This is a genomic window from Ensifer sp. ENS02 (genome assembly GCF_014851885.1).
GTDB classification, from domain to species: domain Bacteria; phylum Pseudomonadota; class Alphaproteobacteria; order Rhizobiales; family Rhizobiaceae; genus Ensifer; species Ensifer adhaerens.
In genome coordinates, this window is sequence record NZ_JACVAO010000010.1 from 145,143 (window position 1) to 158,720 (window position 13,578).

The 13,578-nt window shown below is 63.0% G+C and carries 11 protein-coding genes; 8 read left to right on the plus strand and 3 right to left on the minus strand.

All coding sequences use genetic code 11. The features are described from left to right. Nucleotides 1-11 precede the first annotated feature (11 nt). Both xdhB and xdhC read left to right on the plus strand, forming a co-directional pair. Nucleotides 12-2,351 carry a xanthine dehydrogenase molybdopterin binding subunit gene (gene xdhB, locus IB262_RS22190; protein ID WP_034799363.1) on the plus strand — a complete coding sequence of 780 codons (2,340 nt, stop codon included), beginning with the start codon at nt 12-14 and terminating at the stop codon, nt 2,349-2,351. 18 nt (nt 2,352-2,369) lie between these two features. Further along, nucleotides 2,370-3,236, plus strand: a complete 867-nt coding sequence (xdhC, locus tag IB262_RS22195) for a xanthine dehydrogenase accessory protein XdhC (protein ID WP_089043827.1) — start codon at nt 2,370-2,372, stop codon at nt 3,234-3,236. Between the two features lie 12 nt (nt 3,237-3,248). On the opposite strand, the gene IB262_RS22200 is transcribed toward xdhC, so the two are convergent. Beyond that, nucleotides 3,249-4,058, minus strand: coding sequence for an NAD(P)H-dependent oxidoreductase (locus tag IB262_RS22200; RefSeq protein WP_089043746.1), 810 nt, complete (start codon nt 4,056-4,058; stop codon nt 3,249-3,251). A 94-nt stretch (nt 4,059-4,152) separates the two neighbouring features. Between IB262_RS22200 and IB262_RS22205 the strand changes: the two genes are divergently transcribed. Together IB262_RS22205 and IB262_RS35720 are read left to right on the plus strand one after the other, a co-directional pair. Next, nucleotides 4,153-5,079, plus strand: coding sequence for a LysR family transcriptional regulator (locus IB262_RS22205; RefSeq protein WP_089043747.1), 927 nt, complete (start codon nt 4,153-4,155; stop codon nt 5,077-5,079). Nucleotides 5,080-5,348: 269 nt separating this feature from the next. After that, nucleotides 5,349-5,990: a hypothetical protein gene (locus tag IB262_RS35720; protein ID WP_206615364.1), complete on the plus strand. Its 642-nt coding sequence runs from the start codon at nt 5,349-5,351 to the stop codon at nt 5,988-5,990. Between the two features lie 189 nt (nt 5,991-6,179). Here the strand turns inward: IB262_RS35720 and IB262_RS22215 are convergent, their stop codons facing one another. Further along, nucleotides 6,180-7,094, minus strand: coding sequence for a LysR family transcriptional regulator (locus IB262_RS22215; protein ID WP_034799367.1), 915 nt, complete (start codon nt 7,092-7,094; stop codon nt 6,180-6,182). Between the two features lie 147 nt (nt 7,095-7,241). Here IB262_RS22215 and IB262_RS22220 point away from each other — a divergent pair, with 147 nt between their 5' ends. After that, nucleotides 7,242-8,480, plus strand: coding sequence for a urate hydroxylase PuuD (locus IB262_RS22220; protein WP_089043748.1), 1,239 nt, complete (start codon nt 7,242-7,244; stop codon nt 8,478-8,480). Beyond that, entirely contained in the window at nt 8,477-9,829 is a 1,353-nt protein-coding gene (gene guaD / locus IB262_RS22225) for a guanine deaminase (protein ID WP_089043749.1), read from the plus strand. The genes IB262_RS22220 and guaD overlap by 4 nt, the downstream gene beginning before the upstream one ends. A 76-nt stretch (nt 9,830-9,905) precedes the next feature. Here the strand turns inward: guaD and IB262_RS22230 are convergent, their stop codons facing one another. Next, entirely contained in the window at nt 9,906-10,727 is an 822-nt protein-coding gene (locus tag IB262_RS22230) for an IclR family transcriptional regulator (RefSeq protein WP_060521692.1), read from the minus strand. A 171-nt stretch (nt 10,728-10,898) separates the two neighbouring features. On the opposite strand from IB262_RS22230, the gene gcl reads away from it, so the two are divergent. Together gcl and hyi are read left to right on the plus strand one after the other, a co-directional pair. Then, a complete protein-coding gene (gene gcl / locus IB262_RS22235; protein WP_034799378.1) occupies nt 10,899-12,683 on the plus strand; it encodes a glyoxylate carboligase in 1,785 nt (594 codons plus the stop codon). A 77-nt stretch (nt 12,684-12,760) separates the two neighbouring features. After that, nucleotides 12,761-13,576 carry a hydroxypyruvate isomerase gene (gene hyi, locus IB262_RS22240; protein WP_192357682.1) on the plus strand — a complete coding sequence of 272 codons (816 nt, stop codon included), beginning with the start codon at nt 12,761-12,763 and terminating at the stop codon, nt 13,574-13,576. The last annotated feature ends 2 nt before the right edge of the window (nt 13,577-13,578 follow it).

A 13,578-nucleotide genomic window follows, 5' to 3' on the forward strand; every position in this document is an offset into this window, starting at 1 on the left:
GGGAGGAAGCCATGAACGTGATGCAGCCCATCGACCGCATCCGCGGCGGCGTACACGAAAACGAACGGCACGAGTCCGGCCACAAGCATGTGTCCGGAACGGCCGAATATATCGACGATATTCCTGAGCCCCAGGGCACCCTGCACGGCTATCTCGGCCTCTCGCAGCGGGCGCACGCCGACATCCTGTCGATTGACTTTGAGGCCGTGAACGCCAGCGAAGGCGTGATCGGCGTTCTGACGGCCGCCGACATTCCCGGTGAAAACGACATCAGCCCGGCGCACAAGCACGACGAACCGATCTTCGTCACCGACAAGGTGGAGTTCCACGGCCAGCCGATCTTCGCGGTTGTCGCCACGTCGCGCGAAGCGGCGCGGCGCGCGGCCGCCAAGGTCAAGATCGAATATCGCGATCTGCCGCATGTGACCGACGTGCTCGAAGCGGCTGCCGCCAACTATCCGCTGGTCATCGACCCCTTGAAGCTCGAGCGTGGCGACATCGACGCCGGCTTTGCCAAGGCGAAGAACATTCTCGAAGGCGAGATGCGCATCGGCGGCCAGGACCACTTCTATCTGGAAGGCCAGATCTCGTTTGCCATTCCCGGTGAGGACGACGAGGTGCTCGTCTATTCCTCGACCCAGCACCCGGCCGAGACGCAGCACATGGTCGCGACCGTGCTTGGCGTGCCGTCGAACGCGGTCACCGTGAATGTGCGCCGCATGGGCGGCGGTTTCGGCGGCAAGGAAACCCAGGCCAACATTTTCGCCGCCGTTGCGGCCGTCGCTGCCAAGAAATACCGCTGCCCGGTCAAGGTTCGGCCGGACCGCGACGACGACATGAGCGCCACCGGCAAGCGTCACGACTTCCACGTAGACTACAAGCTCGGCTTCGACGACGAGGGCCACATCGAGGCGGTGGACGCTGTCTTTTCGGCACGCTGCGGTTACTCGGCTGATCTCTCGGGTCCGGTCACCGACCGTGCGCTCTTCCATGCCGACAACTGCTATTTCTATCCGAACGTGCGCCTGCGCTCGCGTCCGCTGAAGACCAACACCGTTTCCAACACCGCGTTCCGCGGTTTTGGCGGCCCTCAAGGGATGGTCGGTGGCGAACGAATGATCGAGGACATCGCCTATGCCATCGGCAAGGACCCGCTGGAAATCCGCAAGCTGAACTTCTATGGCGGCGAGGGCCGAAACCTCACGCCCTATCACCAGACCGTGGAAGACAACATCATCGGCCGCATTATCGAGGAACTGGAAACCTCGGCGGATTATGCCAAGCGTCGCGAAGCGGTGATCGCGTTTAACCGCGAGAGCAATGTGGTTAAGCGCGGCATCGCGCTGACGCCGGTAAAGTTCGGCATCTCCTTCACCAAGACCGAGTACAACCAGGCCGGCGCGCTTGTGCATGTCTATACGGATGGTTCGATCCATCTGAACCATGGCGGCACCGAGATGGGGCAGGGGCTCTATACCAAGGTCGCCCAAGTGGTGGCCGACGAGTTCCAGGTCGATCTCGACCGGATCAAGGTGACGGCGACGACGACCGGCAAGGTGCCGAACACGTCTGCAACCGCGGCGTCCTCCGGCTCCGATCTCAACGGCATGGCCGCTGCCAATGCCGCCCAACAGATCAAGGAACGGCTGGTCAAGTTTGCTGCCGAGCGCTGGAACGTCGCCGAGGCCGATGTCGCCTTCGAACCGAACGTGGTGCGGATCGGAGCGGAACGCTTGAGCTTCAACGAGTTCATCAAGATCGCCTATGGCGCCCGCATCCAGCTTTCGGCCGCCGGTTTCTACAAGACGCCGAAGATCCACTGGAACCGCGCCGAAGGCCGGGGCCGGCCGTTCTTCTACTACGCCTATGGCGCCTCGTGCTCCGAGGTCAGCGTCGATACGCTGACCGGTGAATATCAGGTCGACCGCACCGACATCCTGCACGATGTCGGCCGCTCGCTGAACCCGGCGCTCGATCTTGGTCAGGTCGAAGGCGCCTTCGTTCAGGGCATGGGCTGGCTGACGACGGAAGAGCTCTGGTGGGATGCCAAGGGCCGGCTGCGCACGCACGCGCCCTCGACCTACAAGATCCCGCTGGCATCCGATCGCCCGCGCGTCTTCAACACCCGGCTTGCCGAGTGGTCGGTCAACCGCGAAGAAACGATTCGCCGCTCGAAGGCTGTCGGCGAACCGCCTTTCATGCTCGGCATCTCCGTGCTGGAAGCCTTGTCGATGGCGGCCGCGAGCGTTGCGGAGTATCGTATAGCACCGCGCCTTGATGCGCCGGCAACGCCGGAACGGGTGTTGATGGCGATCGAGCGGCTGCGGGCGGCCGCACGGCAGAAAGGGTAACAGGGGCTGATTGTCATGGTGGCGAGCCGCGAGGATATCAGGGACTTTCTCCGACGCGAGCGCGACTGCGTGCTTGTGGAGGTGACCGGTGCCGCCGGTTCGACGCCACGCGATACCGACGCCTGGATGCTCGTCGCCGCCGATAGCCTGTTCGGCACGATCGGCGGCGGGCAACTCGAATACATGGCGATCGACCATGGCCGGCGGGCGCTGAAGCGTGGCGACGCGCCGGAGGCGATGACGATCCCGCTCGGACCGGAGATCGGCCAGTGTTGCGGCGGGCGCGTGGCGCTTGCCTTCACACGAATCGATCGGGAGAAAGCCGCCATGCTGATTGAACGCAGCGACCTGGAAATCGCCAGCCGGCCGCATGTCTATGTCTTCGGCGCGGGCCATGTCGGCGATGCACTGGCGATGGCGCTCTCCCTGGTGCCGGTGCGCACCGTTCTCGTCGATACCCGCGAGAATGAGCTTTCGGCCGTTGCCGACATTCCCGGCATCGAGACCTGCCTGACGGCGATGCCGGAGGCAGTGGTGCGCGACGCGCCTCCCGGCAGCGCCTTCGTCATCCTCACCCATGACCACGCGCTCGACTTCCTGATCGCGTCAGAAGCGCTTCGCCGCGACGATGCCTCCTATGTCGGCATGATCGGCTCGAAGACGAAGCGCTCCACTTTCAAGAACTGGCTGTCGCGCGAGATCGGTCGACCGGACCTCTTCGACCGGCTGGTCTGCCCGATCGGCGGCACGACGGTGAAGGACAAGCGGCCAGCGGTGATCGCTGCGCTTGCCGCCGCCGAAGTCATGGCGGCTGCGCTCAATTTTCGCCAGCCGGTGCAAGCGGACATCTCGCGTCGGCCGGCTGCCGCCAAGCTTGCTCGTTAGCAAATCCGCCCGTCAGCGGAGCGCCGTTTCGCCCCGGTGCGCACCGTTGAGGTGGAGCGCAAAGCCGTTGATGCGCGGGTCGCCGACCTCCGGTCGGAGTTCAAGCGTCGGGATCGCATAGTCCCCGCCGTTCTGCCGGCGATAGGGAATGGGCGCAGTTGTCGCGAGCGTGTGCATTCTTTCTTTCAGTTGATCCGCTGTGGCTTGAAAACCAGCGTCGTCAAGGCTGTCGACGCGGTAGGCGACGAACGGCGGGAGCACGTCGTAACCGGGATAGAAGAGGATCCCGTGGTTGATCGGGAAGAGCAGGTCGTCGATCGGCCCGTTCACGCCCCGCGGCGAATAGTGCTCCTCCCAGCCGCCCGTCGTCACGACAAGCATGGCGCGTTTGCCGGCCAGCGTTCCCTCGCCGAAGCGCCTGCCCCAATATTTGTCGCTGTGCTCGCCGACGCCATAGGCAAAGCCGTAGGCATAGACGCGATCGACCCAGCCTTTCAGGATCGCCGGCATTGAATACCACCACAGCGGAAACTGCAGAATCAGCGCGTCGGCCCAGAGCAGCTTTTCCTGCTCGGTCTTGACGTCGGCGGTCAGCGTATCGGTGGCAAAGGCCTCCTTCGACGCGCGGCTCGGCTTGAACCGGGCATCGGGGGCAAGGGCCGGAAAATCGGCGCGACCGATCTCGGACTTCCATCCCTCGGCATAGAGATCGGTGACACGAACCTCATGGCCTTCCGCCTCAAGCGTCTTGACGGCGATATCGCGCAGCGCGCCGTTCAGTGAACGCGGTTCGGGGTGGGCATAAACAAGCAGAACTTTCATGGTCGATATCCTCGGTGCCATCAACTGAGACTCTAGGTAGACCGCCCCATCCCTATGCGGTAGATATTCGAAATGCATAGGATCATGCCGAAAAATGGATAAATCTGATGTTACGCTTGAACGCATGCGCACCTTCGTGCGCGTCGCCGAGCGGGGCAGTCTTTCGGCTGTTGCGCGTGAGTTCGGCATCGGCCAGTCGACGGTGACGCGGCAGCTGCGAGAGCTCGAGGAAGCGATCGGCGTGCCGCTGCTTAGCCGCACCACCCGTCGCGTCACGGTGACCGACGAAGGCAGCCGTTACTACGCCGATAGCGTCCAGATCCTGCGACTGGTAGAACAGGCCGGCGACGAAGCGCGCGGTGCGCGTGGGGCTGCTGCCGGTACCATTCGTGTGTCCTGCACGTCCGCATTCGGAGTGCTGCATGTTACCCGGCTGATCTTTGCTTTCCAGGACAGGCATCCCGACATCGGCGTCGATCTGAGCCTGACCGACGAGCGCATCGACCTCGTGCGGGAAGGCATCGACGTCGCGTTGCGGCTCGGGCCGCTTAGCGACAGCTCCATGAAGCTTAGGCCGCTTGGGCGGAGCCGGCGTCTTCTGGTGGCTGCTCCGGCCTACCTGGCCGCGCGCGGATTTCCGCGCGCCCCAAGCGACCTCTCGGCGCATGAGGGGATCCGCATGTCGAACATTGCCGGCAGTGACAGGCTCAACTTCGAAGCCACAGACGGGCGGCATCTGTCCGTGCCCTTCGGTGGACGCCTTCGCATCGATCATGGGCTTGCTGCACGTGAGGCCCTCGTCGCCGGCCGGGGCATCGCGCCTGCCCACCGATGGCTCGTCGACGATCTGATCGAGGCCGGCCTGTTGGTGCCGCTGCTTCCGGACTATTCATTGCCTGCGGTGCCGCTCAGCCTGCTGATCGTGCCGGAACGCTCTGGCATCGCCCGTGTTCGTCTGTTGGTTGATTTCCTGGTCGAGGCGATCGGCAACCTTCCGGGGATCGAGAGGTCCAGGGCCTAGCGGCCTCGGCCGTCCGCCAGCTGCGACAGCGTGATCCCTAACCCGAATGGATCGGTCGCATGACCCGTGCGCCGTAAGCCATACCACAAATGTGTCGCTTACCCTTTGCTTCCGGATCTGTCTATCATCAGTAGTTTCTAAAATAAGGTTGACGCTGAGGTCGACCTTAGCGGAAGTAACGCGTCCAGGATTTTCTTTAGTGCTTTTCAGACGAATCGCGTTTTACGCAATTGCACAGAGACGGGGACGCATCAGATCGGGAGACGACTATGAAGAAACTGACGCGTGCTCTGCTCTTGTCCACGGCATTCGCGGTGCTGACGCACTATAGCGCGCCGTTCATGATCGGCGTTGCCCACGCCGATGGGGGTACTACCGGTGGTGAAGGCAGCACGGGCGGCACCGGTGGCGACGGCGGGACTGGCGGCACCGGAGGAACCGGTGGTGATGGTGGTACGGGCGGTGATGGCGGTACGGGTGGTACCGGCGGTGACGGTGGAACGGGGGGCGATGGCGGCACGGGCGGCACCGGTGGTGATGGCGGCACGGGCGGCGATGGTGGTGGCACCGGCGGCGATGGCGGTGGCACCGGTGGTGACGGTGGTGGCACGGGCGGTGATGGCGGCGGCACCGGTGGCGATGGCGGCGGCACGGGCGGTGACGGTGGTGGTACGGGCGGCGATGGCGGCGGCACTGGTGGCGATGGCGGCGGCACCGGTGGCGACGGCGGTGGTACCGGCGGCGATGGCGGCGGCACGGGTGGTGATGGTGGCGGCACCGGTGGCGATGGCGGCGGCACCGGCGGTGACGGCGGCGGTGGCGGCAAGCCCAAGCACGCCAACAACGGCTTCGGCAACGGCGGCGGTGACGGCGTTCCCGGCAAGTCGAAGCACAGCGACGTGAAACGCTGATCTCTGAAAAATATTGAGGGCGCGCCGCATCGGCGCGCCTTCTTTCTTTTGCAAACTACTTTGAGATCGCCCCGTGCCGGGCGAAAGAATCGGCTCTCCGTCGATAGGAGCCGCCGGCAGCCCCCGGCGATGCCTAGGGCGGGCAGTCTTGCTCCTTGGTCCAGGCCGAAACGGCCGGAAGACGAATGGTCAGGCCAGCATTCCGTTGATCAGGCGCTGACAGCGCTCGGCCATGTAATCGATCATCAGTCGCACCTTCGGGTCCTGGAACCGCTTGTGCGGATAGATCGCCGCAAGCTGCACGCTGAGCGGCGGCGTGTCGACGAGGATCGGCACGAGTGCGCCGGAATTGATATGCGCCTTCACCTCGAACAGCGGCTTGTTGATAATGCCGCGGCCGTCGAGCGCCCACTGCGTCAGCACGTCGCCGTCGTCGGAATCATAGGGTCCGGTGACTTCGAGCTTGCGCACGCCTTCCATGGTCTGGAGCGTCCAGAAATACTCTTTCGAACCGGGATACCTGAGCAGCAGACAGTCGTGCTTGTCGGCGATGAGTGCGTCGGGCGTCTGAGGGATGCCCCGCTTCTCGAAATAGGCAGGCGCACCGCAGACAACGCGCTCGCAATTCATGATGCCGCGCATGCGCAGGTTCGAATCTTCGAGGATGCCGAGCTTGAAGGCGACGTCGACGCCTTCCGACAGGATATCGACATTGTGGTCCGACAGGCGAAGCCGCACTTCGATGTCGGGATACTTGTCGTGAAACTCCGGAATGCCGGATGCAATCAGCCGCCGACCTATCCCCAAAGGAGCGGTAATCTTCAGCGCGCCCTTCGGATTGCGCGAGAGATCGGCGATCGCATTTTCTGCTTCGTTGACAGCCTCGAGGATCTTCACCGCGCCGTCGTAAAAGACGCGACCGTGCTCCGTCGGGGTCAGCTTGCGCGTCGTCCGATTGAACAGGCGAACGCCCATATGACGTTCCAACTCTTTGATTCTATTGCTTGCAACCGCCGGCGTCACGCGCTGGTCGCGACCCGCTGCCGACAGGGTTCCAAGCTCTACGACGCGTACGAAGACGCGCACATTGTCCAGATAAGACATGCCTCCGTCCCACTCCTTCAGGCTCTCTCTAGCCTATCCATTCCGTCGCTATTTTATAGATTTTTTTGAAAGTGTTGGTGAAGCAGCGACGTTCCCGCGACCTCCAGCAATGACACATAATGGTCCGAGGAGAAATGGGAGAATTTCATGTACGACTATGCCATCGCCTGGGATTGGCTGACCTTTGCCGTGAGATGGCTGCACGTCATCACCGCCATTGCATGGATCGGTTCGTCCTTTTACTTCGTCGCCCTCGACCTCGGTCTGAAGAAACATCCCGGCCTGCCGGCCGGCGCCTATGGCGAAGAATGGCAGGTGCACGGTGGTGGCTTCTACCACATCCAGAAATACCTGGTTGCCCCGGCCAACATGCCGGAGCACCTGATCTGGTTCAAATGGGAGTCCTATGTCACCTGGCTCTCCGGCTTCGGCATGCTCTGCCTGGTCTACTACGCCGGCGCCGACCTCTATCTGATCGACCCGAACGTGCTCGACGTCTCGAAGCCGGTGGCAATCGCCATCTCGCTCGGCTCGATTGCCTTCGGCTGGCTCGCCTATGATACGATCTGCAAGTCGCCCTTCGGTCGCGACAACACCCGACTGATGGTGCTGCTCTACTTCATTCTGGTCGGCATGGCCTGGGGCTACACGCAGCTCTTCACCGGCCGCGCAGCCTTCCTGCATCTCGGTGCGTTTACCGCAACGATCATGTCGGCCAACGTCTTCTTCATCATCATTCCGAACCAGAAGGTGGTCGTCGGCGACCTGATCGCTGGCCGCACGCCCGACGCCAAGTATGGCGTGATCGCCAAGCAGCGCTCGACCCACAACAACTACCTGACGCTGCCGGTTCTCTTCCTGATGCTGTCGAACCACTATCCGCTGGCGTTCGGTACCCAGTACAACTGGATCATCGCCTCGCTGGTCTTCCTGATGGGCGTGACCATCCGCCACTATTTCAACACCCGTCACGCGAACAAGGGCAACCCGACCTGGACCTGGCTGGTCACTGCGCTGCTCTTCGTCGTCATCATGTGGCTGTCGACCGTGCCGAAGATTCTTACCGGCGGCGAGGAGGCGAAGATTTCCGCCGCGCAACAGCCGTTCGTCACCGCGGAAGCCTTTCCGAAGGTCCGCGACACGGTGCTTGGCCGCTGTTCCATGTGCCATGCCAAGGAGCCGGGCTGGGAGGGCATCGTCGTCCCGCCGAAAGGCGTGATGCTCGAGACCGACACTGAGATCGCCAATCACGCGCGTGAAATCTACCTGCAGGCCGGCCGCAGCCACGCGATGCCGCCCGCCAATGTCACCGGCGTATCGGACGAGGAGCGGCAGCTGCTCGTCGCCTGGTACGAATCCGTCGTGAATGGAGGAAAGACCCAATGACCGATCTGCTGATCCGCGGCCGTGTGCTGACCTTCGTCGAGGAACCGAAGGGCATCGACGACACCACCTCCTATCGCTACTTCGAAGACGGCGCCGTGCTCGTGCGCGGCGGCAAGGTCGCCGATATCGGTGATCACGCCGATGTCGCCCGTCGTGCCGGTGCCGGCGTCAAGGTCGCCGACCATCGCCCTCATCTGGTGTTGCCAGGCCTGATCGATACGCATCTGCATTTCCCGCAGACGCAGGCGATCGCCTCCTACGGCGCCCAGCTTCTCGAATGGCTGAACACCTACATTTTCGTCGAGGAGCAGAAGTTCCGCAAACCGGAGCACGCCGACTTCATCGCCGGCCGCTTCCTGGACGAACTGCTGGCGAACGGCACGACGACGGCGGCCGCCTATTGCTCGGTGCATCCGGAGAGCGTCGACGCCTATTTCGGGGCCGCCGAAGCGCGCGGCATGCTGATGATTGGCGGCAAGGTGATGATGGACCGCAATGCGCCCGATGCGCTGCGCGACACGGCGCAGCAGGGCTATGACGAGACGAAGGCGCTGATTGCCAAGTGGCACGGCCGTGGCCGCGCGCACTACGCCATCAGTCCGCGCTTTGCCATCACCTCGACGCCGGAGCAGATGGAGGCGAGCCGCGTGCTCGTCGCCGAGCATCCGGAGTGCTACGTCCAGACGCATCTCTCTGAAAACAGGGACGAAATCGCCTTCGCCACGTCGCTCTATCCGGAAGCGAAGGACTATACCGACATTTACGCGCGCTACGATCTGCTGACGCGCAAGACCTTGCTCGGCCACTGCATCTATCTGAGCGACCGCGAGATTTCGGTACTCGCCGAAACCGGTGCCGTCGGCAATTTCTGCCCGACCTCGAACCTGTTCCTCGGCTCGGGTCTCTTCGATCGCGATCGCTTCGACAAGCTCGGCGCCCGCTGGTCGGTCGCGACCGATGTCGGCGCCGGCACCAGCTTCTCGATGCTGGAGACGATGGACGAGGCCTACAAGGTTCTGCACCTGCAGGGCCAGCGGCTGACGCCATTCAACTCCTTCTACCGCATGACACTCGGCAACGCCCGGGCGCTCGATCTCGACGACCGTATCGGCTCGCTGCATGTCGGCGCCGATGCCGATATCGTGGTGCTTGATAGCCGCGCCAAGCCGTCGATGGACTTGCGCATGCGGGTTGCCGGTTCGCTTGTCGAGGAACTCTTCATCCTGCAGACGATGGGTGACGACCGATGCGTGGCCGAGACCTATGTCGCCGGCAAGCCGATGAAGGGAGCTGCACGCGCTGCGAAGGACGCAGCCACCTCGGCAGTAAAGAGCCTCGAAACGGCCTAAGGCGCGTCCGCCCCTGCTGGCTCGCCATAACGCCGCGTGTCCGGATCGGACGCGCGGCGTTTCTGTTGGTCGGGGTTTAAAGCTCTTCCGGTCGCTTGCCGCCCATCGCCTTGGTCAGCGCATCCGCGCGTTCGCGCACGATGGGGCCGAAGGTCGAGAGCTTCTGATCGCTGACGCGGACCGACGGGCCCGAGATGGAAATGCCGGCGATCGTTTCGCCGTATTCGTTGAAGATCGGAGCGGCGACGCAGCGCATGCCGAGCGTGTGCTCCTCGTCGTCGACCGACCAGCCGCGGTGGCGGATCTCCTGGATATCCTTCAACAGCGCCGGCAGCGTATCGCGCGTCTTGTCGGTGAAATGCGCGAGTTCGCGACCGTGGAGCAGCTGGGCGATCTCCTTGTCGGACCAGGTGGACAGGATGGCCTTGCCGATGCCGGAGGCATGAACCGGACCGCGGCGGCCGGGACGGAAGAAAGCGCGCATCGGCGCGTGGCTTTCGACCTGCGAAATGAAGACGACGTCGCCGCCTTCCTCGATGCCGATATTCGCCGTCTCGCCGCTTTCCTCCATCAGTCCTTTTAGAAACGGCCGACTGATGGTGCCGAGCTTGCGGAAGCGCAGATAGGCGTTGCCGATCTCGAACGCCTTCAAACCGACTGTCCAGGCGCCCGTGTCCGGGTCGTTCATCACCATGCCGTGGCCGGCAAGCGTTGCCAGCAGCCGGTGCACGGTCGACGGCGCCATGCCGGTCTCGTCGGCGAGCTGGGTGAGGGTTGAGCCGTCGCCTTCGGCCACGACCGTCAAAAGGGCGAGACTGCGATCAAGCACCTGGACGGATGAAGGGGCGGCGTTCTCGCCCGCCTTGCGTCCGCGTTTTCCCCTGCCGTTGCCGTCCATAAAAGCCTCTCTGCAAATCACGTGTCTCGCCCATCATCCTCTATCAGGCCATGCCGCGATTTTCTCCGAATTATTGAAAATCTTTATTTCCACATGATGGAAATGAATTCCATTTGTGTGTTGCGTATCGATGATAATGGATTATTGTTTCAGGAAATTGGAGGAGTTCCCATGGCTAAGATGCGTGCCGTTGACGCGGCTGTTATTGTTCTGGAAAAGGAAGGCATCGACTGTGCCTTCGGCGTACCGGGTGCCGCCATTAATCCGTTCTACTCGGCGCTGAAGGCGCGCGGCTCGGTTCGTCATATCCTGGCGCGCCACGTCGAAGGCGCTTCCCACATGGCCGAAGGCTACACGCGCGCCAAGCACGGCAATATCGGAGTCTGCATCGGCACGTCGGGCCCGGCCGGAACCGACATGATCACCGGCCTCTATTCGGCCTCGGCGGATTCGATCCCGATCCTCTGCATCACCGGCCAGGCGCCGCGCGCCCGTCTCGACAAGGAAGATTTCCAGGCTGTCGATATCGCCAAGATCGCAGCACCGGTCACCAAGTGGGCGGTTACCGTCATGGAGCCGGCGCTCGTTCCCTTCGTCTTCCAGAAGGCGTTTCACATCATGCGCTCCGGCCGTCCCGGCCCGGTGCTGATCGACCTGCCAGTCGACGTCCAGCTTGCCGAGATCGAATTCGATCCGGACACCTACCAGCCGCTTGAAGCCTACAAGCCGAAGGCGACGCGGGCCCAGGCCGAGAAGGCGATCGCGATGCTGAACGAAGCGGAACGCCCGCTGATCGTCGCCGGCGGCGGCATCATCAACGCCGATGCATCGGACCTTCTGACAGAATTTGCCGAAATCACCGGAATTCCGGTTATTCCGACGCTGATGGGCTGGGGCACGATCCCGGATGACCATCCGCTGATGGCCGGCATGTGCGGCCTGCAGACCTCGCATCGCTACGGCAATGCCAACATGCTCGCCTCCGACTTCGTGCTCGGCGTCGGCAACCGCTGGGCAAACCGCCACACCGGCAACGTTCCGACCTATACGGAAGGCCGCAAGTTCGTTCACGTCGACATTGAGCCGACGCAGATCGGCCGCGTCTTCGCGCCCGATTTCGGTATCGTCTCGGATGCCGGCGCTGCGCTGAAGCTCTTCCTCGATGTCGCGACGGAATGGAAGACGGCGGGCAAGCTCCGTGACTGGTCCGCCTGGGCGGAAGAGTGCCGCGAGCGCAAGCGCACCATGCTGCGCAAGACCCACTTCGACCAGACACCGCTGAAACCGCAGCGCGTCTATGAAGAGATGAACAAGGCCTTCGGCCGCGACACCTGCTACGTTTCGACCATCGGCCTCAGCCAGATCGCCGGCGCCCAGTTCCTGCACGTCTACAAGCCGCGCAACTGGATCAATTGCGGCCAGGCCGGACCGCTCGGCTGGACCTTGCCTGCGGCCCTCGGTGTTCGCGCTGCCGATCCGGACCGGACGATCGTGGCACTCTCAGGCGACTACGACTTCCAATTCCTGATCGAGGAACTGGCTGTCGGCGCCCAGCACAAGCTGCCTTACCTGCATGTGGTCGTGAACAATTCCTATCTCGGCCTCATCCGCCAGGCGCAGCGCGGTCTCAACATGGACTTCGAAGTCAGCCTCGCCTTCGACAACATCAACGCGTCGGGCGATGCGGAGAAGGGTTACGGCGTCGACCACGTCGCGGTTGCCGAAGGTCTCGGCTGCAAGGCGATCCGTGTGCGCAGCCCGAACGAGTTCCAGGAAGCCTTCGACCGGGCGCGCGCGCTGATGGACGAGCACCAGGTTCCCGTCGTCATCGAGTTCATCCTCGAGCGCGTCACCAACATCTCCATGGGCGCCGACATCAATGCGGTCGTCGAGTTCGAGGAACTGGCGCTGCGCGGCGAGGACGTGCCGACCGCGATCACGGCCCTGCTCGACTGAGCTTTGAATGACTGAGGAGATGCGGGCGCTCCGCCGCCCGCATCGCTCACAAGACAAACACAAGGAGGAAACATCGCATGGCGAAGTTCGCTGCGAACCTGACAATGCTGTTCAACGAGGTGCCGTTCCTCGATCGTTTCGCCCTTGCTGCCAAGGCCGGCTTCGAGGGCGTGGAATATCTGTTTCCCTACGAATTCGAAAAGGTGAGCCTGCGCGCAGAGCTTCAGCGCCATGGCCTGACCCAAGTTCTGCACAACCTGCCGGCCGGCAACTGGGCGAGCGGCGAACGCGGCATCGCCATCCTGCCTAACCGGGTCGACGAGTTCCGCAAAGGCGTGGCGAGCGCCATCGACTACGCGACGGCGCTCGACTGCAAGCAGGTCAACTGCCTGGTTGGCATCGCGCCTCACGGTGTCTCTGAACAGGTGCTGCGCGACACGCTGGTCGCCAATCTCAAGCTTGCTGCAAGCGAACTCGGCAAGCAGGGCATTCGCCTGCTCATCGAACCGATCAACGACTTCGATATTCCGGGCTTCTATCTCAACACGGTCGAGCAGGCGGCTTCGATCATTGAGGAGGTCGGCAGCGGCAACCTGTTCATCCAGTACGATCTCTACCACCAGCAGCGCACGCAGGGCGAGTTGATCGGCACCTACAAGCGCTTTGCCGATCGCATCGTTCATGTCCAGCTTGCCGACAATCCGGGCCGCAACGAGCCGGGCACCGGCGAGATCAACTATCCCTTCGTCTTCGACGCGCTGGAAGCGGCCGGCTACGACGGCTGGATCGGTTGCGAATATAAGCCGCGCACCACGACGGCCGAGGGCCTTGGCTGGCTCGGCGCCGAGCGCCAGCGCACCCAATCCGCAGACATCATCAAGATCAGGAGCTAAAC